Here is a 20,803-nt window from a genome sequence, read left to right as displayed (position 1 = left end):
TTGCGCAGCAGCAAGGCGACAAGCGACGGAAAGGAAGGAGCATACTGAAGTATGTGACTGACTTTACGAGCGCAGGCAACGCAGCTGATGCGATAAAGAATTGCGTACTGAGCACAAAGAATTTGCCTGGCGGCACTAGCGCGGTGGTCCCACCTGACCCCATGCCGAACTCAGAAGTGAAACGCCGTAGCGCCGATGGTAGTGTGGGGTCTCCCCATGTGAGAGTAGGGAACTGCCAGGCATCAAATAAAGCAGAAAGCCCGGTCGAAAGACCGGGCTTTTTGTTTTATCTGTTGTTTGTCGGTGAGCGCTCTCCAGAGTAGGACAAATCCGCCGGGAGCGGATTTGAACGTTGCGCAGCAACGGCCCGGAGGGTGGCGGGCAGGACGCCCGCCATAAACTGCCAGGCATCAAACAAGTGAAGAGCCCATCCTGCCGGATGGGCTTTTTGCGTTTCTGTCGTCCGGCCAGCGTGCCGGCATGTCTCCCCGGTGGCGCTGCGCTTACCGGGGCTACGGGCCTGTCGCGTTCTGTCGCCCGCACCGGTACACCACATCACCACCGGTAACGCCCCGCAATATCATTGCCCCTGTAATCAGACAAGCCTTCCCCCGCCAGATACGATAAACTAACGCCGATTTTGCATCAGGAAGCTACTATGAACCACTCCCTCAAACCCTGGAATACCTTTGGCATTGAACGCTTCGCCAAGACGATAGTACGCGCCGAAACTGAGCAACAGTTGCTAAGCGCCTGGCAAACCGCTGCCGCGGCAGGCGAACCCACGCTGATCCTTGGGGAAGGCAGTAATGTCCTGTTTCTGAACGACTATGCCGGTACGGTGATCCTCAACCGGATTATGGGGATCGAGGTGAGCGAAACGCCGGAAGCCTGGCGCTTGCACGTCGGCGCCGGCGAAAACTGGCATCAGTTGGTGCAGTTCACGCTACAGCATGCGATGCCAGGTCTGGAAAATCTGGCGTTAATCCCTGGCTGTGCAGGATCTTCGCCGATCCAGAATATTGGCGCCTACGGCGTTGAGCTACAGCGGGTTTGCGAATATGTTGACTGCATTGAGCTGGAAACCGGGCGTAAGCAACGTCTTTCAGCCGCGGAATGCCGTTTTGGCTATCGCGACAGTATCTTCAAACATGAATATCAGGACCGCTATGCCATCGTCGCGATTGGCTTATCGTTAGCGAAAACATGGCAGCCTGTACTGAGTTACGGTGATTTAACGCGTCTCGATCCGCAGACCGTCACGCCGCAGCAGGTATTTGATGCGGTCTGTCATATGCGAATGACTAAATTGCCGGATCCAAAGATTAACGGTAATGCCGGCAGCTTTTTTAAGAATCCGATCGTCAGCGCTCAGGTTGCGGAAGCGCTGCTGGCGCAGTTCCCTCATGCACCGCACTATCCGCAGGCAAATGGCAGCGTCAAGCTGGCCGCTGGCTGGCTAATCGATCAATGTGAGCTCAAAGGACAACGCATCGGCGGCGCGGCCGTCCATCGACAGCAGGCGCTGGTACTGATTAATGAAGATCGAGCGACCAGCGAGGATGTGGTAAAACTTGCTCATTATGTTCGCCAGCGGGTGGGTGCGAAATTCGATGTATGGCTTCAGCCCGAGGTGCGCTTCATTGGCACGCATGGTGAAGTCAACGCAGAGGAGAGCATTGCGTGAAAGACCATACTATCCCTTTAACGCTAATTTCTATCCTTGCTGATGGCGAGTTTCACTCTGGCGAACAGCTTGGTGAGCAGTTAGGCATGAGCCGGGCGGCGATTAATAAGCACATCCAGACCTTACGTGACTGGGGCGTCGATGTGTTTACTGTGCCGGGCAAGGGTTACAGCCTGCCGGAGCCTATTCATCTATTAGATGAGAAAAAGATTTCTCAAGAGATAGACCATGGTCGAGTGACGGTCCTTCCCGTCATCGACTCTACTAACCAGTATTTGCTGGACAGGCTTGATGAGCTGACGTCCGGAGATGCCTGTGTGGCTGAATATCAGCAAGCAGGGCGAGGCCGGCGAGGCAGAAAATGGTTTTCGCCCTTTGGCGCGAATCTCTATCTCTCGATGTACTGGCGTCTGGAGCAGGGCCCGGCAGCGGCTATTGGCCTAAGCCTGGTGATCGGTATTGTGATCGCTGAAGTTCTGCAGCAGCTCGGGGCCGAACAGGTTCGCGTGAAATGGCCAAACGATATTTACCTGCAGGATCGTAAGCTGTCAGGGATCCTCGTGGAACTGACGGGGAAAACGGGCGATGCCGCACAAATCGTCAGCGGCGCGGGTATCAACCTTGTGATGCGTCGCGTGGAGTCTGATGTCGTCAATCAGGGATGGATCAGCCTTCAGGAAGCGGGGGTGGTCATCGACCGTAACCTCCTCGCCGCGCGCCTGATTAAAGAGCTGCGCCTGGGACTGGAGCTGTTCGAGCAGGAAGGATTGGCTCCCTATCTACCGCGCTGGGAAAAACTGGATAACTTTATTCATCGCCCGGTGAAACTGATTATCGGTGATAAAGAAATTTACGGCATTTCGCGTGGCATTGACGCCCAGGGCGCACTATTGCTGGAGCAGGATGGTGTAATAAAAGCCTGGGTGGGTGGTGAAATATCATTGCGCAGTGCAGAATAAAAAAGGGAGCTTCGGCTCCCTTATTTTATTTACGTAAGCGTACCTGATTCACTGAGTGATTGGCGCTCTTAGTCATGATCAGGCTGGCGCGCTCGCGAGTTGGAAGGATATTTTCTTTAAGATTCATTAGGTTGATTTCATTCCATAGCGAAGTGGCAATATCTACCGCTTCTTCCTTCGAGAGCTTAGCGTAATTATGGAAATAGGAATCCGGATCGGTAAACGCCCCTTCCCGGAATTTAAGAAAGCGGTTGATATACCAGCTTTTCAATAATTCTTCCGGGGCATCGACATAAATAGAAAAGTCGACAAAATCGGAAACGAATACATGATGGGGATCGTGCGGATAATCCATTCCACTTTGCAGAACATTCAGCCCTTCAAGAATTAAAATATCCGGTTGCGCGACGGTTTTGTCACCGTTGGGAATAACATCATAAATCAGATGGGAATAAACCGGCGCGGTTGCCTGCGGTACCCCTGATTTGAGGTCGGAGACAAACTTCACCAGGCGATGCATATCATAGGACTGCGGAAAGCCTTTTTTCTTCATTAACCCACGTTCTTTTAAAACCGAGTTAGGGTGCAAAAAACCGTCGGTGGTAATGAGTTCGACATGGCGATGCTCCGGCCAACGACTAAGCAAAGCTTGCAGAACGCGGGCGGTGGTGCTTTTTCCTACCGCAACGCTGCCAGCGATACTGATAATATAGGGAATTCGCTGACCATTGGTGCCAAGAAATTGTTCGAGAACAGCCTGGCGACGCAGGTTAGAACTGATATAGAAGTTGAGCAAACGCGACAGCGGCAAATAGATCTCGGCAACCTCTTCCAGAGAGAGATCTTCGTTGATGCCTTTTAACCGCGTGATTTCTTCCTCGGTTAACGTCATCGGGACAGAATCACGAAGTGCAGCCCATTGGTGGCGGTTAAATTGTAGGTACGGTGTCATTAACGTCTGCTCTTTTTGGCTCATAAGCATGTTCTTACTATCACCGAATACCTTGAAACGGTGATGCTTCACACGAGTTAATCAGGACAATGGGCAGGAGGGTAACACCAGATTGCCGGGAATAATAAGAAAAAAACTCATTGAATGCTGCTTTCTCGCGCCAGCATCACAAGAGAAGAATAAGTTTCTTATTCTTTGCAAAGCATGGCCTTTGCTAACAGGCTAGGCTAGCGGCCTGAATCCTTTCCGTCAGCGGTCAGCATGCGATAGAGGTAACCGGAGATGATCGGACAGCGCCTGAAGCGCCGAATTATTGGCGAATATTTGCACTCCGCTGCTTGAAATTACACCGTTTTTTCGCGTAAGAGCACAAAATGTGAGCAAGAGAACGTTTTATGCAAATTTTTAGTTGCATGAACTCGCTCCTCTCCCTAGAATGCGCGCTACTTGATGCCGACTTAGCTCAGTAGGTAGAGCAACTGACTTGTAATCAGTAGGTCACCAGTTCGATTCCGGTAGTCGGCACCATAACAATTTGGGTGGGGTTCCCGAGCGGCCAAAGGGAGCAGACTGTAAATCTGCCGTCATCGACTTCGAAGGTTCGAATCCTTCCCCCACCACCACTTTCTGGCGACGCTTTGCGGAGCCGGAGTTGGTTGGGTAAACTAATCAGCTCAATACTAAAGAGAGCAGTCTCTTTAGTATTACAGAAAGAACTGGGTAGCCGAGTTTCAGGATGCGGGCATCGTATAATGGCTATTACCTCAGCCTTCCAAGCTGATGATGCGGGTTCGATTCCCGCTGCCCGCTCCAGACGTGCTGATATGGCTCAGTTGGTAGAGCGCACCCTTGGTAAGGGTGAGGTCCCCAGTTCGACTCTGGGTATCAGCACCACTTCTTTTCTCTCCTTCCCTGTTTCTCTTCTGTTATGTTCATTCAACAAGTCGGGCATGTTGCCTGGTTGATGTGGTGATATCACCGATTTATCCGTGTCTTAGAGGGACAATCGATGTCTAAAGAAAAGTTTGAACGTACAAAACCGCACGTTAACGTCGGTACTATCGGCCACGTTGACCATGGTAAAACAACGCTGACCGCTGCCATCACTACCGTACTGGCTAAAACCTACGGTGGTTCCGCTCGCGCATTCGACCAGATCGATAACGCGCCGGAAGAAAAAGCTCGTGGTATCACCATCAACACCTCTCACGTTGAATATGACACCCCGACTCGCCACTACGCGCACGTAGACTGCCCGGGCCACGCCGACTATGTTAAAAACATGATCACCGGTGCTGCGCAGATGGACGGCGCGATCCTGGTTGTTGCTGCGACTGACGGCCCGATGCCGCAGACTCGTGAGCACATCCTGCTGGGTCGTCAGGTAGGCGTTCCGTACATCATCGTGTTCCTGAACAAATGCGACATGGTTGATGACGAAGAGCTGCTGGAACTGGTTGAGATGGAAGTTCGTGAACTGCTGTCTCAGTACGATTTCCCGGGCGACGACACCCCGATCGTTCGTGGTTCTGCTCTGAAAGCGCTGGAAGGCGACGCAGAGTGGGAAGCGAAAATCATCGAACTGGCTGGCCACCTGGATACCTATATCCCGGAACCAGAGCGTGCGATTGACAAGCCGTTCCTGCTGCCGATCGAAGACGTATTCTCCATCTCTGGTCGTGGTACCGTTGTTACCGGTCGTGTAGAGCGCGGTATCATCAAAGTAGGTGAAGAAGTTGAAATCGTTGGTATCAAAGAAACCGCGAAAACCACCTGTACTGGCGTTGAAATGTTCCGCAAACTGCTGGACGAAGGCCGTGCTGGTGAGAACGTAGGTGTTCTGCTGCGTGGTATCAAACGTGAAGAAATCGAACGTGGTCAGGTACTGGCTAAGCCGGGCACCATCAACCCGCACACCAAGTTCGAATCTGAAGTGTACATCCTGTCCAAAGATGAAGGCGGCCGTCACACTCCGTTCTTCAAAGGCTACCGTCCGCAGTTCTACTTCCGTACTACTGACGTGACTGGCACCATCGAACTGCCGGAAGGCGTAGAGATGGTAATGCCGGGCGACAACATCAAAATGGTTGTTACCCTGATCCACCCGATCGCGATGGACGACGGTCTGCGTTTCGCAATCCGTGAAGGCGGTCGTACCGTTGGCGCGGGCGTGGTTGCTAAAGTTCTCGGCTAATCGCTGATAACATTTGACGCAATGCGCAATAAAAGGGCATCATTTGATGCCCTTTTTGCACGCTTTCACACCAGAACCTGGCTCATCAGTGATTTTATTTGTCATAATCATTGCTGAGACAGGCTCTGAAGAGGGCGTTTATACACCAAACCATTCGAGCCTCAGGGTGACGGCTAATCAACTCCTTCTTTGCAACAGCAGGGCAGGGGTGACACCACCGTCAACATTGAAGCAATTTGAATAGTTAAGTGTATAATCCGAAACTTAATTTCGGTTTGGATCGCCTCGCCCCCGCGGGGTGAAATTGTTTGTAGAATACTTCTGACAGGTTGGTTTATGAGTGCGAATACCGAAGCTCAAGGGAGCGGGCGCGGCCTGGAAGCGATGAAGTGGATTATCGTTGCCGTGCTGCTGATCGTGGCGATCGTGGGCAACTTCCTTTATCGTGACATTATGCTGGCGGTGCGTGCGCTGGCCGTGGTTATTCTTATTGCTGCTGCCGGTGGCGTCGCGCTGTTGACGACGAAAGGTAAGGCGACCGTTGCTTTTGCTCGCGAAGCGAGAACCGAAGTTCGTAAAGTGATTTGGCCGACTCGCCAGGAAACGCTGCATACTACGCTGATTGTTGCTGCCGTGACTGCAGTAATGTCACTGATCCTGTGGGGACTGGATGGTATTCTGGTTCGCCTGGTCTCCTTTATCACTGGCCTGAGGTTCTGAGATGTCTGAAGCTCCTAAAAAGCGCTGGTACGTCGTTCAGGCGTTTTCCGGTTTTGAAGGTCGCGTAGCCACGTCGCTGCGTGAACATATCAAATTACACAACATGGAAGAGTTATTTGGCGAAGTCATGGTCCCGACCGAAGAAGTGGTTGAGATCCGTGGCGGCCAGCGTCGCAAAAGCGAACGTAAATTCTTCCCGGGCTATGTCCTGGTTCAGATGGTCATGAACGACGCAAGCTGGCACCTGGTGCGCAGCGTACCGCGCGTGATGGGCTTCATCGGCGGCACCTCTGACCGTCCGGCGCCGATCAGCGACAAAGAAGTCGACGCTATCATGAATCGTCTGCAGCAGGTTGGCGATAAGCCGCGTCCGAAAACGCTGTTTGAACCGGGTGAAATGGTTCGCGTTAACGACGGTCCGTTCGCTGACTTTAACGGCGTGGTGGAAGAAGTGGACTATGAGAAGTCCCGCCTGAAAGTTTCCGTTTCTATCTTCGGTCGTGCGACCCCGGTAGAACTGGACTTCAGCCAGGTTGAGAAGGCGTAAGCCGGCGATCAAAAAAGCAGCGATTTAATCGTTGCATAGGGCGCGAAATTGGCATACAATTTCGCGCCTTTTGTTTTTATGGGCCCGGCCCGTAAAACGATGTTTAATCACGGGGAGCTTCTCTGAAGCGTTAATACCCATTTTGAGGATTTAAGAATGGCTAAGAAAGTCCAAGCCTACGTCAAGCTGCAGGTTGCAGCTGGTATGGCGAACCCGAGCCCGCCGGTCGGCCCAGCACTGGGTCAGCAGGGCGTGAACATCATGGAATTCTGCAAAGCGTTCAACGCCAAAACTGATTCCCTGGAGAAAGGTCTGCCGATCCCGGTTGTTATCACCGTTTACGCTGACCGTTCCTTTACCTTTGTTACCAAGACTCCGCCGGCTGCTGTTCTGCTGAAGAAAGCTGCAGGCATCAAGTCTGGTTCCGGTAAGCCGAACAAAGATAAAGTGGGTAAAATCTCCCGCGCTCAGCTGCAGGAAATCGCGCAGACCAAAGCTGCCGACATGACTGGTGCCGACATTGAAGCGATGACTCGCTCCATCGAAGGTACTGCACGTTCCATGGGCCTGGTAGTGGAGGACTAAGAAATGGCTAAACTGACCAAGCGCATGCGCGTGATCCGTGAGAAAGTTGATGCAACTAAACAGTACGACATCAACGAAGCCATTGCTCTGCTGAAAGAGCTGGCCACCGCTAAATTTACCGAAAGCGTAGACGTTGCCGTTAACCTCGGCATCGACGCTCGTAAATCTGACCAGAACGTCCGTGGCGCAACTGTACTGCCGCACGGTACTGGCCGTTCCGTTCGCGTAGCCGTATTTACCCAGGGCGCAAACGCTGAAGCTGCTAAAGCTGCAGGCGCTGAGCTGGTAGGTATGGAAGATCTGGCTGAGCAGATCAAAAAAGGCGAAATGAACTTTGACGTTGTTATTGCTTCCCCGGATGCAATGCGCGTTGTTGGCCAGCTGGGCCAGGTTCTGGGTCCGCGTGGCCTGATGCCGAACCCGAAAGTAGGTACCGTAACTCCGAACGTTGCTGAAGCGGTTAAAAACGCGAAAGCAGGCCAGGTTCGTTACCGTAACGACAAAAACGGCATCATCCACACCACCATCGGTAAAGTGGACTTTGACGCTGACAAACTGAAAGAAAACCTGGAAGCTCTGCTGGTTGCGCTGAAAAAAGCAAAACCGACTCAGGCGAAAGGCGTGTACATCAAGAAAGTTAGCATCTCCACCACTATGGGTGCAGGTGTTGCAGTAGATCAGGCTGGCCTGAACGCTTCTGCAAACTAATGCCTTTACGTGGGCGGTGATTTTGTCTACAATCTTACCCCCACGATTCTGTCAATAAGACAGACGCTATGCGAGTCATTTGAATTGCAGCAAGGCAGCAATCGAGTGAATCACCGGGAGTGTAGTTAACTACATGACCGGTGTGAACGAGAGCAGCTAACGCCGCTGCGGTTCGAAGGACGAAGTCATAGGAAGAATTTGTTCGTTGGAGCCTGGCCTATCCAGGCCTCCGTCGAAGACCGCAGGTGTTTCGCAAGAAACTTAATCCCCTGCGTAGACGGTGACAGAACGCTAAGATTATTTTTGGATATTCTGGCTTGTTTCTGCTCACCGTATTTAGACGCTCTTTTCGTTGAATTGAGTGAAGTGAGTTCCAGAGCATAGGCTCTGGCAAACATCCAGGAGCAAAGCTAATGGCTTTAAATCTTCAAGACAAACAAGCGATTGTTGCTGAAGTCAGCGAAGTAGCCAAAGGCGCGCTGTCTGCAGTAGTTGCGGATTCCCGTGGCGTAACTGTAGATAAAATGACTGAACTGCGTAAAGCAGGTCGTGAAGCTGGCGTATACATGCGTGTTGTTCGTAACACCCTGCTGCGCCGCGTCGTTGAAGGTACTCAGTTCGAGTGCCTGAAAGACACGTTTGTTGGTCCGACCCTGATTGCATACTCTATGGAACACCCGGGCGCTGCTGCTCGTCTGTTCAAAGAGTTCGCGAAAGCGAATGCAAAATTTGAGGTCAAAGCCGCTGCCTTTGAAGGTGAGCTGATCCCGGCGTCGCAGATCGACCGCCTGGCAACTCTGCCGACCTACGAAGAAGCAATTGCACGCCTGATGGCAACCATGAAAGAAGCTTCGGCTGGCAAACTGGTTCGTACTCTGGCTGCTGTACGCGATGCGAAAGAAGCTGCTTAATCGCAGTTATCTTTGTAAAGCATTCGCTTACGTATAAACTTATTCTGATATTCAGGAACAATTTAAATGTCTATCACTAAAGATCAAATCATTGAAGCAGTATCCGCTATGTCCGTAATGGACGTTGTTGAGCTGATCTCTGCAATGGAAGAAAAATTCGGTGTTTCCGCTGCTGCTGCTGTAGCTGTAGCTGCTGGCCCGGTTGAAGCTGCTGAAGAAAAAACTGAATTCGACGTAATTCTGAAAGCTGCTGGCGCTAACAAAGTTGCTGTTATCAAAGCAGTACGTGGCGCAACTGGCCTGGGTCTGAAAGAAGCTAAAGACCTGGTAGAATCTGCTCCGGCTGCACTGAAAGAAGGCATCAGCAAAGACGACGCTGAAGCTCTGAAAAAATCTCTGGAAGAAGCTGGCGCTGAAGTTGAAGTTAAATAAGCCAACCCTTCCGGTTGCAGCCTGAGAAATCAGGCTGAGGCTGGTGACTTTTTGGTCACCAGCCTTTTTGCGCTGTAAGGCGCCAGTAGCGTTTCACGCTGTTTGACTACTGGTTTGCCTCTCAATGCTTGTTTCTATCGACGACTTAATATACTGCGACAGGTTAGGGTTCCTGGGCTGTGTAAATCGCAATGAAATGGTTTAAGCGTGATAGCAACAGGCATTGCGGAAAGTGTTCCATTTTCCGGTCAACAAAATAGTGTTGCATAAAAAACTGCCCTCTGCGGGCAGATGGGTCGACTTGTCAGCGAGCTGAGGAACCCTATGGTTTACTCCTATACCGAGAAAAAACGTATTCGTAAGGATTTTGGTAAACGTCCACAAGTTCTGGATGTGCCATATCTCCTTTCTATCCAGCTTGACTCGTTCCAGAAGTTTATCGAGCAAGATCCTGAAGGGCAGTATGGTCTGGAAGCTGCTTTCCGTTCCGTATTCCCGATTCAGAGCTACAGCGGTAATTCCGAGCTGCAATACGTCAGCTACCGTCTGGGCGAACCGGTTTTTGACGTTAAAGAATGTCAGATCCGTGGCGTGACTTATTCTGCACCGCTGCGCGTAAAACTGCGTCTGGTGATCTACGAGCGCGAAGCGCCAGAAGGCACCGTCAAAGACATTAAAGAACAAGAAGTCTACATGGGCGAAATTCCGCTCATGACCGACAACGGTACCTTTGTTATCAACGGTACCGAGCGTGTTATCGTTTCTCAGCTGCACCGTAGCCCGGGCGTCTTCTTTGACAGTGACAAAGGTAAGACCCACTCCTCCGGTAAGGTTCTGTATAACGCACGTATCATCCCTTACCGCGGTTCCTGGCTGGACTTCGAATTCGACCCGAAAGACAACCTGTTCGTTCGTATCGACCGTCGTCGTAAGCTGCCGGCTACCATCATCCTGCGCGCGCTGAATTACACCACTGAGCAGATCCTTGACCTGTTCTTCGAAAAAGTGGTCTTTGAAATTCGCGACAACAAGCTGCAGATGGAGCTGATTCCGGAGCGTCTGCGCGGTGAAACTGCCTCCTTCGATATCGAAGCCAACGGCAAAGTGTACGTTGAGAAAGGCCGTCGCATCACGGCTCGTCATATCCGTCAGCTGGAAAAAGACGATATCAAGCATATCGAAGTGCCAGTTGAATATATCGCGGGCAAAGTGGCGGCTAAAGACTATATCGATGAAGCGACTGGCGAACTGATCTGCCCGGCGAACATGGAGCTGAGCCTGGATCTGCTGGCTAAGCTGAGCCAGTCTGGCCACAAGCGTATCGAAACGCTGTTCACCAACGATCTGGACCACGGCCCGTACATCTCTGAAACGGTACGCGTCGACCCGACTAACGATCGTCTGAGCGCGCTGGTAGAAATCTACCGCATGATGCGCCCTGGCGAGCCGCCGACTCGTGAAGCCGCTGAAAGTCTGTTTGAGAACCTGTTCTTCTCTGAAGACCGCTACGATCTGTCCGCGGTTGGTCGTATGAAGTTCAACCGTTCTCTGCTGCGCGACGAAATCGAAGGTTCCGGTATCCTGAGCAAAGACGACATCATCGAAGTGATGAAGAAGCTCATCGATATCCGTAACGGTAAAGGCGAAGTGGATGATATCGACCACCTCGGCAACCGTCGTATCCGTTCCGTTGGCGAAATGGCGGAAAACCAGTTCCGCGTTGGCCTGGTACGTGTAGAGCGTGCGGTGAAAGAGCGTCTGTCTCTTGGCGATCTGGATACCCTGATGCCTCAGGATATGATCAACGCCAAGCCGATTTCCGCAGCAGTGAAAGAGTTCTTTGGTTCCAGCCAGCTGTCTCAGTTTATGGACCAGAACAACCCGCTGTCTGAGATTACGCACAAACGTCGTATCTCCGCACTCGGCCCAGGCGGTCTGACCCGTGAGCGCGCAGGCTTCGAAGTTCGAGACGTACACCCGACCCACTACGGTCGCGTATGTCCGATCGAAACGCCTGAAGGTCCGAACATCGGTCTGATTAACTCCCTGTCCGTGTACGCGCAGACCAACGAATATGGCTTCCTTGAGACGCCGTATCGTAAAGTGACCGACGGTGTGGTTACTGACGAAATTCACTACCTGTCTGCTATCGAAGAAGGCAACTACGTTATCGCTCAGGCGAACTCCAACCTGGATGAAAACGGCCACTTCGTAGAAGATCTGGTTACCTGCCGTAGCAAAGGCGAATCCAGCTTGTTCAGCCGCGACCAGGTTGACTACATGGACGTATCCACCCAGCAGGTGGTATCCGTCGGTGCGTCCCTGATCCCGTTCCTGGAACACGATGACGCCAACCGTGCATTGATGGGTGCGAACATGCAACGTCAGGCGGTTCCGACTCTGCGCGCTGATAAGCCGCTGGTTGGTACCGGTATGGAACGTGCTGTTGCCGTTGACTCCGGTGTTACTGCCGTGGCTAAACGTGGCGGTACCGTTCAGTACGTGGATGCTTCCCGTATCGTTATCAAAGTTAACGAAGACGAGATGTACCCGGGCGAAGCAGGTATCGACATCTATAACCTGACCAAGTACACCCGTTCTAACCAGAACACCTGCATCAACCAGATGCCTTGCGTGTCCCTGGGCGAACCTATTGAGCGCGGCGACGTGCTGGCAGACGGCCCGTCCACCGACCTCGGTGAGCTGGCGCTGGGTCAGAACATGCGTGTAGCGTTCATGCCGTGGAACGGTTACAACTTCGAAGACTCCATCCTCGTTTCCGAGCGTGTTGTCCAGGAAGACCGTTTCACCACTATCCACATTCAGGAACTGGCGTGCGTGTCCCGTGACACCAAGCTGGGGCCGGAAGAGATCACCGCTGACATCCCGAACGTGGGTGAAGCTGCGCTCTCTAAACTGGATGAATCCGGTATCGTTTATATCGGTGCGGAAGTGACCGGCGGCGACATTCTGGTTGGTAAGGTAACGCCGAAAGGTGAAACCCAGCTGACGCCGGAAGAGAAACTGCTGCGCGCGATCTTCGGTGAGAAAGCGTCTGACGTTAAAGACTCTTCTCTGCGCGTACCGAACGGTGTCTCTGGTACCGTTATCGACGTTCAGGTCTTTACCCGTGACGGCGTAGAAAAAGACAAACGTGCTCTGGAAATCGAAGAGATGCAGCTGAAGCAGGCCAAAAAAGACCTGTCTGAAGAACTGCAGATCCTCGAAGCCGGTCTGTTCAGTCGTATCTACGCGGTGCTGGTCTCCGGTGGCGTTGAAGCTGAGAAGCTCGACAAGCTGCCTCGCGATCGCTGGCTGGAACTGGGCCTGACCGACGAAGAGAAACAAAATCAGCTGGAACAGCTGGCTGAGCAGTATGACGAACTGAAACACGAGTTCGAGAAAAAACTCGAAGCGAAACGCCGTAAAATCACCCAAGGCGACGATCTGGCACCGGGCGTGCTGAAGATTGTTAAGGTATATCTGGCCGTTAAACGCCGTATCCAGCCTGGTGATAAGATGGCGGGTCGTCACGGTAACAAGGGTGTTATCTCTAAGATCAACCCGATCGAAGATATGCCGCACGATGCTAACGGTACGCCGGTAGATATCGTACTGAACCCGCTGGGCGTACCGTCTCGTATGAACATCGGTCAGATCCTTGAAACTCACCTGGGTATGGCTGCAAAAGGCATCGGCGATAAGATCAACGCCATGCTGAAACAGCAGCAGGAAGTCGCGAAACTGCGCGAATTCATCCAGCGTGCTTACGATCTGGGCGCTGACGTTCGCCAGAAAGTTGACCTGAATACCTTCAGCGATGAAGAAGTTCTGCGTCTGGCTGAAAACCTGCGTAAAGGCATGCCGATCGCAACGCCGGTATTCGACGGTGCGAAAGAAGCTGAAATCAAAGAGCTGCTGCAGCTGGGCGACCTGCCGACTTCCGGTCAGATCACCCTGTTTGATGGCCGCACCGGTGAACAGTTCGAACGTCCGGTAACCGTGGGTTACATGTACATGCTGAAACTGAACCACCTGGTCGACGACAAAATGCACGCTCGTTCCACCGGTTCTTACAGCCTGGTTACTCAGCAGCCGCTGGGTGGTAAGGCACAGTTCGGTGGTCAGCGCTTCGGTGAGATGGAAGTGTGGGCGCTGGAAGCATACGGCGCGGCCTACACCCTGCAGGAAATGCTCACCGTTAAGTCTGATGACGTGAACGGTCGTACCAAGATGTATAAAAACATCGTGGACGGCAATCACCAGATGGAACCGGGCATGCCGGAATCCTTCAACGTACTGTTGAAAGAAATTCGCTCGCTGGGCATCAACATCGAACTGGAAGACGAGTAATTCTCGCTCAAACAGGTCACTGCTGCCGGGTTAACGCCCGGCAGCGGAATGTGCTAACTCCGACGGGAGCAAATCCGTGAAAGACTTATTAAAGTTTCTGAAAGCGCAAACTAAAACCGAAGAGTTTGATGCGATCAAAATTGCTCTGGCTTCGCCAGACATGATCCGTTCATGGTCTTTCGGTGAAGTTAAAAAGCCGGAAACCATTAACTACCGTACGTTCAAGCCTGAGCGTGACGGCCTTTTCTGCGCCCGTATCTTTGGGCCGGTAAAAGATTATGAGTGCCTGTGCGGTAAGTACAAGCGCCTGAAACACCGCGGTGTGATCTGTGAGAAGTGCGGCGTTGAAGTGACCCAGACTAAAGTGCGTCGTGAGCGCATGGGCCACATCGAGCTGGCATGTCCGACTGCGCACATCTGGTTCCTGAAATCCCTGCCGTCCCGTATCGGTCTGCTGCTGGATATGCCGCTGCGCGATATCGAACGTGTACTGTACTTTGAATCCTATGTGGTTATCGAAGGTGGCATGACCAACCTCGAACGCAACCAGATTCTGACGGAAGAACAGTACCTGGACGCGCTGGAAGAGTTCGGTGACGAATTCGACGCGAAAATGGGCGCGGAAGCGATCCAGGCGCTGCTGCGCAATATGGATCTGGAGCAGGAATGCGAGCAGCTGCGTGAAGAGCTGAACGAAACCAACTCCGAAACCAAGCGTAAAAAGCTGACCAAGCGCATTAAGCTGCTGGAAGCTTTCGTTCAGTCTGGCAACAAGCCGGAGTGGATGATCCTGACCGTTCTGCCGGTACTGCCGCCAGATCTGCGTCCGCTGGTTCCGCTGGACGGTGGTCGTTTCGCGACGTCTGACCTCAACGATCTGTATCGTCGCGTGATCAACCGTAACAACCGTCTGAAACGTCTGCTGGATCTGGCTGCGCCGGATATCATCGTACGCAACGAAAAACGTATGCTGCAGGAAGCGGTTGACGCCCTGCTGGATAACGGTCGTCGCGGTCGTGCGATCACCGGTTCTAACAAACGTCCTCTGAAATCTTTGGCTGATATGATCAAAGGTAAACAGGGTCGTTTCCGTCAGAACCTGCTCGGTAAACGCGTTGACTACTCCGGTCGTTCTGTTATCACCGTAGGTCCATACCTGCGTCTGCATCAGTGCGGTCTGCCGAAGAAAATGGCGCTGGAGCTGTTCAAACCGTTCATCTACGGCAAGCTGGAACTGCGTGGCCTGGCCACCACCATCAAAGCCGCTAAGAAGATGGTTGAGCGCGAAGAAGCTGTCGTTTGGGATATCCTGGACGAAGTTATCCGCGAACACCCGGTCCTGCTGAACCGTGCGCCAACCCTGCACCGTCTGGGTATTCAGGCATTCGAACCGGTTCTGATCGAAGGTAAAGCCATCCAGCTGCACCCGCTGGTTTGTGCGGCATACAACGCCGACTTCGATGGTGACCAGATGGCTGTTCACGTACCGCTGACGCTGGAAGCCCAGCTGGAAGCGCGTGCGCTGATGATGTCTACCAACAACATCCTGTCCCCGGCGAACGGCGAACCAATCATCGTTCCGTCTCAGGACGTTGTACTGGGTCTGTACTACATGACCCGTGACAGTGTTAACGCCAAAGGCGAAGGCATGGTGCTGACTGGCCCGAAAGAAGCTGAGCGTATTTATCGCGCCGGCCTGGCCTCTCTGCATGCGCGCGTTAAAGTGCGTATCACTGAATACGAAAAAGACGACAATGGTGAGTTTGTCGCGAAAACCAGCCTGAAAGACACGACCGTTGGCCGTGCCATTCTGTGGATGATCGTACCGAAAGGTCTGCCGTTCTCTATCGTGAACCAGGCGCTTGGTAAGAAAGCGATCTCCAAGATGCTGAACACCTGTTACCGTATTCTGGGTCTGAAACCGACCGTTATTTTTGCGGACCAGACGATGTACACCGGCTTTGCTTACGCAGCGCGTTCAGGTGCATCCGTTGGTATCGATGACATGGTCATCCCGGAGAAAAAATACGAAATCATCAGCGAAGCGGAAGCGGAAGTTGCTGAGATTCAGGAACAGTTCCAGTCCGGTCTGGTGACCGCGGGCGAACGCTACAACAAAGTTATCGATATCTGGGCTGCGGCGAACGATCGTGTATCCAAAGCGATGATGGATAACCTGCAAACCGAAACCGTGATTAACCGTGACGGTCAGGAAGAGCAGCAGGTTTCCTTCAACAGCATCTACATGATGGCCGACTCCGGTGCGCGTGGTTCTGCGGCACAGATTCGTCAGCTGGCTGGTATGCGTGGTCTGATGGCGAAGCCGGATGGCTCCATCATCGAAACGCCGATCACCGCGAACTTCCGTGAAGGTCTGAACGTACTCCAGTACTTCATCTCCACCCACGGTGCTCGTAAAGGTCTGGCGGATACCGCACTGAAAACAGCGAACTCCGGTTACCTGACTCGTCGTCTGGTTGACGTTGCGCAGGACCTGGTCGTCACTGAAGACGACTGCGGCACCCTGGAAGGCATCACCATGACGCCGGTTATCGAAGGTGGCGACGTTAAAGAGCCGCTGCGCGATCGCGTACTGGGTCGTGTGACTGCGGAAGATGTTCTGAAGCCGGGTACCGCGGATATTCTGGTTCCACGCAACACGCTGCTGCATGAGCACTGGTGTGACCTGCTGGAAGCGAACTCCGTTGACTCCGTCAAAGTGCGTTCCGTTGTATCCTGTGACACCGACTTTGGCGTCTGCGCGCACTGCTATGGTCGTGACCTGGCGCGTGGCCACCTCATCAACAAAGGTGAGGCTATCGGCGTTATCGCGGCACAGTCCATCGGTGAGCCGGGTACACAGCTGACGATGCGTACGTTCCACATCGGTGGTGCGGCATCTCGTGCGGCTGCTGAATCCAGCATCCAGGTGAAAAACAAAGGTAGCATCAAGCTCAGCAACGCGAAGTCGGTTGTGAACTCCAGTGGTAAGCTGGTTATCACTTCCCGTAATACCGAGCTGAAGCTGATCGACGAATTCGGTCGTACCAAAGAGAGCTATAAAGTACCTTACGGTGCGGTTATGGCGAAAGGCGACGGTGAGCAGGTTGCCGGCGGTGAAACCGTCGCAAACTGGGATCCGCACACCATGCCGGTTATCACCGAAGTTAGCGGTTTCATCCGTTTCACTGACATGATCGACGGCCAGACCATTACTCGTCAGACTGACGAGCTGACCGGTCTGTCTTCGCTGGTGGTTCTGGACTCTGCAGAACGTACCGCAGGTGGTAAAGATCTGCGTCCAGCACTGAAAATTGTTGATGCTCAGGGCAACGACGTTCTGATCCCAGGCACTGATATGCCTGCTCAGTACTTCCTGCCGGGTAAAGCGATTGTTCAGCTGGAAGATGGCGTACAGATCAGCTCGGGTGACACCCTGGCGCGTATTCCGCAGGAATCCGGCGGTACCAAGGATATCACCGGTGGTCTGCCGCGCGTTGCGGACCTGTTCGAAGCACGTCGTCCGAAAGAGCCGGCTATCCTGGCTGAAATCAGCGGTATCATTTCCTTCGGTAAAGAAACCAAAGGGAAACGTCGCCTGGTTATCACCCCGGTAGACGGTAGCGAGCCGTACGAAGAGATGATCCCGAAATGGCGTCAGCTCAACGTGTTCGAAGGTGAACGTGTGGAACGTGGTGATGTGGTTTCCGACGGTCCGGAAGCACCGCACGACATTCTGCGTCTGCGTGGCGTACATGCTGTGACCCGTTACATTGTTAACGAAGTCCAGGACGTATACCGTCTGCAGGGCGTTAAGATTAACGATAAGCACATCGAAGTTATCGTTCGTCAGATGCTGCGTAAAGCCACCATCGAAAGCGCAGGCAGCTCCGACTTCCTCGAAGGCGAGCAGGTGGAATACTCCCGCGTCAAGATCGCGAACCGCGAACTGGAAGCGAACGGCAAAGTGGGCGCAACGTTCTCCCGCGATCTGCTGGGTATCACCAAAGCGTCTCTGGCCACCGAGTCCTTCATCTCCGCGGCATCGTTCCAGGAGACCACTCGCGTGCTGACCGAAGCAGCCGTTGCGGGCAAACGCGACGAACTGCGCGGTCTGAAAGAGAACGTCATCGTGGGTCGTCTGATCCCGGCCGGTACCGGTTATGCGTATCACCAGGATCGTATGCGCCGTCGCGCTGCTGGCGAGCTGCCGGCGGCACCGCAGGTGAGCGTGGAAGAAGCGTCTGCCAACCTGGCAGAGCTGCTGAACGCAGGTCTGGGCGGTTCTGACAACGATTAATCGTTGATGCACTGCTAAAAAGCCGGTCAGGTTTCCTGACCGGCTTTTTTTATTGTCTATTTTTCGCCGCTTTCCCGGCCCTTAATTACATTTACGACATATTAAATCTTCATTTTCTTAGCAATTAATTCATGCAAAATATCTATTAGAAGCCTTTTTCTAAAACCTTTCTTTATGTATGGGTAAAACTTCTACTCATATCAAAAAATAATCAATTCAAAGGGTATATATTCAAAATACCTGATGAATCATGGGATTACTTCTGTTGCTGTATCTTCGGCGCGACGGCGCTGGAGAGGGATAGCCGCATCTCATGCTTCTCCCGGTCTGGCGCAGAAATAATCCCGAGAGGCAGGTAGGGATCATTTTTAGATCTGAGTGGACAGGCTCTGGGGGCTGCATGGAATTCGCGATACAACTCATTATTATATTAATTTGTCTGTTTTATGGTGCCCGAAAAGGGGGGATTGCGCTGGGGCTGCTGGGCGGCATCGGTTTGGTGATCCTCGTCTTTGTTTTTCATCTCCAGCCGGGCAAACCGCCGGTTGATGTGATGCTGGTGATCATTGCAGTGGTAGCCGCCTCGGCGACCCTGCAGGCGTCCGGCGGGTTAGACGTGATGCTGCAGATTGCCGAGAAGCTGCTGCGGCGTAACCCGAAATATGTTTCTATCGTGGCGCCTTTCGTCACCTGCACGCTGACCATCCTCTGCGGTACCGGCCACGTGGTGTATACCATCCTGCCGATTATCTACGATGTGGCGATTAAGAATAACATTCGTCCGGAGCGTCCGATGGCCGCCAGCTCCATTGGCGCTCAGATGGGGATCATCGCCAGCCCGGTCTCGGTGGCGGTGGTATCGCTGGTGGCGATGCTGGGAAATTTTACCTTTAACGGGAAACACCTGGAGTTTCTCGATCTGCTGGCGATAACCATTCCGTCCACGCTGCTGGGTATTTTAGCCATCGGTATCTTCAGCTGGTTCCGCGGCAAAGACCTGGATCAGGACGAAGCCTTCCAGGCGTTTATTGCGCTCCCGGAGAACCGCCATTACGTCTATGGCGATACGGCGACGCTGCTGGACAAAAAGCTGCCGACCAGCAACTGGATAGCAATGTGGATTTTTCTGGCCTCTATCGCCGTGGTGGCGCTGCTTGGCGCTTTTTCTGAACTGCGCCCGGCCTTTGACGGTAAACCACTGTCGATGGTGCTGGTTATCCAGATGTTTATGCTGCTCTCCGGAGCGCTGATCATCATCATTACAAAAACTAACCCGGCATCGATTTCCAAAAATGAGGTCTTTCGTTCGGGAATGATCGCTATCGTCGCGGTGTACGGCATCGCGTGGATGGCGGAGACCATGTTTGGCGCGCACATGACCGAGATTAAAGGCGTGCTTGGTGAAATGGTAAAAGAGTATCCGTGGGCTTATGCCATCGTGCTGCTACTGGTTTCGAAATTTGTGAACTCCCAGGCGGCAGCGCTGGCGGCGATTGTGCCAGTAGCCCTGGCCATCGGCGTCGACCCGGCCTATATCGTGGCTTCTGCGCCGGCCTGCTATGGCTACTATATTCTGCCGACCTACCCAAGCGATCTGGCGGCGATCCAGTTTGATCGCTCAGGGACCACCCATATCGGCCGCTTTGTGATTAACCACAGCTTTATCCTGCCCGGGCTCATCGGCGTCGGCGTCTCCTGCGTGTTTGGCTGGATATTCGCGGCGATGTACGGCTTTCTGTAAGAAGGACGGGCGCCGGCAGCGACGCCCGTTAAATCCGTGAGATTATTGCGCGAGGGGCAGACGACGATAGAGTTCAATCATGTCGGTCGCCAGATCCTGAATGACCATAGCGTTCATCAGATGGTCCTGGGAATGCACGGTGATCAGGTTGACCGGCAATTTACCGCTGCCTTCATCCATGCCGATAAGCTGGGTCTGAATTTTATGCGCATGTTTGACGAACTCATGGGATTCAGCCATGGCCTGCTCCGCGGCGGCAAAATCGCCTTTTCGCGCCAGCTGTAGCGCCGTCAGCGCCGCGCTACGTGCGGAACCCGCGTTAACCAGCAGCTCCATGATGATCGTTTCTAAATCTTCCATCGATTACTCCAGCATCTTAAGGGCTTTATCCAGAACGGCATCACCTTTCATCATGCCGTAGTCCATCATATCGATCACGGCGACCTTCTTGCCGAACGGGTCGGCCAGCGCCTGCAGCTTCGCCTGCTCATATTTCACCTGCGGGCCGAGCAAAATAATGTCGGCGGCGGCCAGATTATCTTTAAACTCAGCGACCGGTACGGCCTTGATAGAGACCTCAACACCCTTCTTCTGCGCGGCATCTTGCATACGCTGAACCAGCATGCTGGTAGACATACCGGCGGCACAGCACAAAACGATATTCTTCATAGTCAGTGGCCCTTGTGTTCCGTGATGTCTTATCTTTATCGCGGC

The 20,803-nt window shown here is 53.1% G+C and carries 15 protein-coding genes, 4 tRNA genes and 1 rRNA gene; 17 read left to right on the top strand and 3 right to left on the bottom strand.

Going from position 1 to position 20,803, the window contains the following annotated elements; all coding sequences use genetic code 11:
• Positions 1-125 precede the first annotated feature (125 nt).
• The 3 genes from rrf to birA all read left to right on the top strand — a co-directional run bounded on the left by rrf (position 126) and on the right by birA (position 2,646).
• Positions 126-241: ribosomal RNA gene (gene rrf / locus ACR809_RS24375) — 5S ribosomal RNA — on the top strand.
• A gap of 417 nt (positions 242-658) precedes the next feature.
• The gene (gene murB, locus ACR809_RS24370; RefSeq protein WP_002883510.1) at positions 659-1,687 is read left to right on the top strand and encodes a UDP-N-acetylmuramate dehydrogenase; all 1,029 of its coding nucleotides are present in this window, start codon (positions 659-661) and stop codon (positions 1,685-1,687) included.
• Positions 1,684-2,646, top strand: coding sequence for a bifunctional biotin--[acetyl-CoA-carboxylase] ligase/biotin operon repressor BirA (birA, locus tag ACR809_RS24365; RefSeq protein WP_002883521.1), 963 nt, complete (start codon positions 1,684-1,686; stop codon positions 2,644-2,646). The genes murB and birA overlap by 4 nt, the downstream gene beginning before the upstream one ends.
• Before the next feature lie 25 nt (positions 2,647-2,671).
• On the opposite strand, the gene coaA is transcribed toward birA, so the two are convergent.
• Positions 2,672-3,622: a type I pantothenate kinase gene (gene coaA, locus ACR809_RS24360; protein WP_002883524.1), complete on the bottom strand. Its 951-nt coding sequence runs from the start codon at positions 3,620-3,622 to the stop codon at positions 2,672-2,674.
• A 428-nt stretch (positions 3,623-4,050) separates the two neighbouring features.
• Here coaA and ACR809_RS24355 point away from each other — a divergent pair.
• The 14 genes from ACR809_RS24355 to dcuB all read left to right on the top strand — a co-directional run bounded on the left by ACR809_RS24355 (position 4,051) and on the right by dcuB (position 20,089).
• Positions 4,051-4,126, top strand: a tRNA-Thr gene (locus ACR809_RS24355).
• A 10-nt stretch (positions 4,127-4,136) separates the two neighbouring features.
• Positions 4,137-4,221 (top strand) — tRNA-Tyr (locus ACR809_RS24350).
• A gap of 115 nt (positions 4,222-4,336) precedes the next feature.
• Positions 4,337-4,411, top strand: a tRNA-Gly gene (locus ACR809_RS24345).
• 5 nt (positions 4,412-4,416) lie between these two features.
• Positions 4,417-4,492 (top strand) — tRNA-Thr (locus tag ACR809_RS24340).
• A gap of 115 nt (positions 4,493-4,607) precedes the next feature.
• The gene (gene tuf / locus ACR809_RS24335; RefSeq protein ID WP_004174069.1) at positions 4,608-5,792 is read left to right on the top strand and encodes an elongation factor Tu; all 1,185 of its coding nucleotides are present in this window, start codon (positions 4,608-4,610) and stop codon (positions 5,790-5,792) included.
• Between the two features lie 336 nt (positions 5,793-6,128).
• Positions 6,129-6,512, top strand: a complete 384-nt coding sequence (gene secE, locus ACR809_RS24330) for a preprotein translocase subunit SecE (RefSeq protein ID WP_002883772.1) — start codon at positions 6,129-6,131, stop codon at positions 6,510-6,512.
• A gap of 1 nt (position 6,513) precedes the next feature.
• Positions 6,514-7,059, top strand: a complete 546-nt coding sequence (nusG, locus tag ACR809_RS24325; protein ID WP_001287521.1) for a transcription termination/antitermination protein NusG — start codon at positions 6,514-6,516, stop codon at positions 7,057-7,059.
• A 156-nt stretch (positions 7,060-7,215) separates the two neighbouring features.
• Positions 7,216-7,644: a 50S ribosomal protein L11 gene (gene rplK / locus ACR809_RS24320; protein ID WP_002884034.1), complete on the top strand. Its 429-nt coding sequence runs from the start codon at positions 7,216-7,218 to the stop codon at positions 7,642-7,644.
• 3 nt (positions 7,645-7,647) lie between these two features.
• A complete protein-coding gene (rplA, locus tag ACR809_RS24315) occupies positions 7,648-8,352 on the top strand; it encodes a 50S ribosomal protein L1 (RefSeq protein WP_002884036.1) in 705 nt (234 codons plus the stop codon).
• Positions 8,353-8,765: 413 nt separating this feature from the next.
• The gene (gene rplJ, locus ACR809_RS24310) at positions 8,766-9,263 is read left to right on the top strand and encodes a 50S ribosomal protein L10 (RefSeq protein WP_001207203.1); all 498 of its coding nucleotides are present in this window, start codon (positions 8,766-8,768) and stop codon (positions 9,261-9,263) included.
• Positions 9,264-9,329: 66 nt separating this feature from the next.
• Positions 9,330-9,695, top strand: a complete 366-nt coding sequence (gene rplL, locus ACR809_RS24305) for a 50S ribosomal protein L7/L12 (protein WP_002884142.1) — start codon at positions 9,330-9,332, stop codon at positions 9,693-9,695.
• Between the two features lie 324 nt (positions 9,696-10,019).
• Positions 10,020-14,048 (top strand): DNA-directed RNA polymerase subunit beta, encoded by a 4,029-nt coding sequence (gene rpoB, locus ACR809_RS24300; protein WP_004901914.1) that lies wholly within the window; start codon positions 10,020-10,022, stop codon positions 14,046-14,048.
• A gap of 76 nt (positions 14,049-14,124) precedes the next feature.
• Entirely contained in the window at positions 14,125-18,348 is a 4,224-nt protein-coding gene (gene rpoC / locus ACR809_RS24295; RefSeq protein WP_002884146.1) for a DNA-directed RNA polymerase subunit beta', read from the top strand.
• 400 nt (positions 18,349-18,748) lie between these two features.
• Positions 18,749-20,089, top strand: a complete 1,341-nt coding sequence (gene dcuB, locus ACR809_RS24290) for an anaerobic C4-dicarboxylate transporter DcuB (RefSeq protein WP_004192681.1) — start codon at positions 18,749-18,751, stop codon at positions 20,087-20,089.
• 42 nt (positions 20,090-20,131) lie between these two features.
• On the opposite strand, the gene ACR809_RS24285 is transcribed toward dcuB, so the two are convergent.
• Positions 20,132-20,449, bottom strand: coding sequence for a PTS lactose/cellobiose transporter subunit IIA (locus tag ACR809_RS24285; RefSeq protein WP_004212847.1), 318 nt, complete (start codon positions 20,447-20,449; stop codon positions 20,132-20,134).
• A gap of 3 nt (positions 20,450-20,452) precedes the next feature.
• Positions 20,453-20,758 (bottom strand): PTS sugar transporter subunit IIB, encoded by a 306-nt coding sequence (locus ACR809_RS24280; RefSeq protein WP_002884150.1) that lies wholly within the window; start codon positions 20,756-20,758, stop codon positions 20,453-20,455.
• Positions 20,759-20,803 lie beyond the last annotated feature (45 nt).

The sequence above is a fragment of the Klebsiella sp. CD33 genome, from assembly GCF_051992865.1.
Lineage (GTDB): Bacteria > Pseudomonadota > Gammaproteobacteria > Enterobacterales > Enterobacteriaceae > Klebsiella > Klebsiella pneumoniae.
This window is presented reverse-complemented; position numbering and strand designations above follow the sequence as displayed.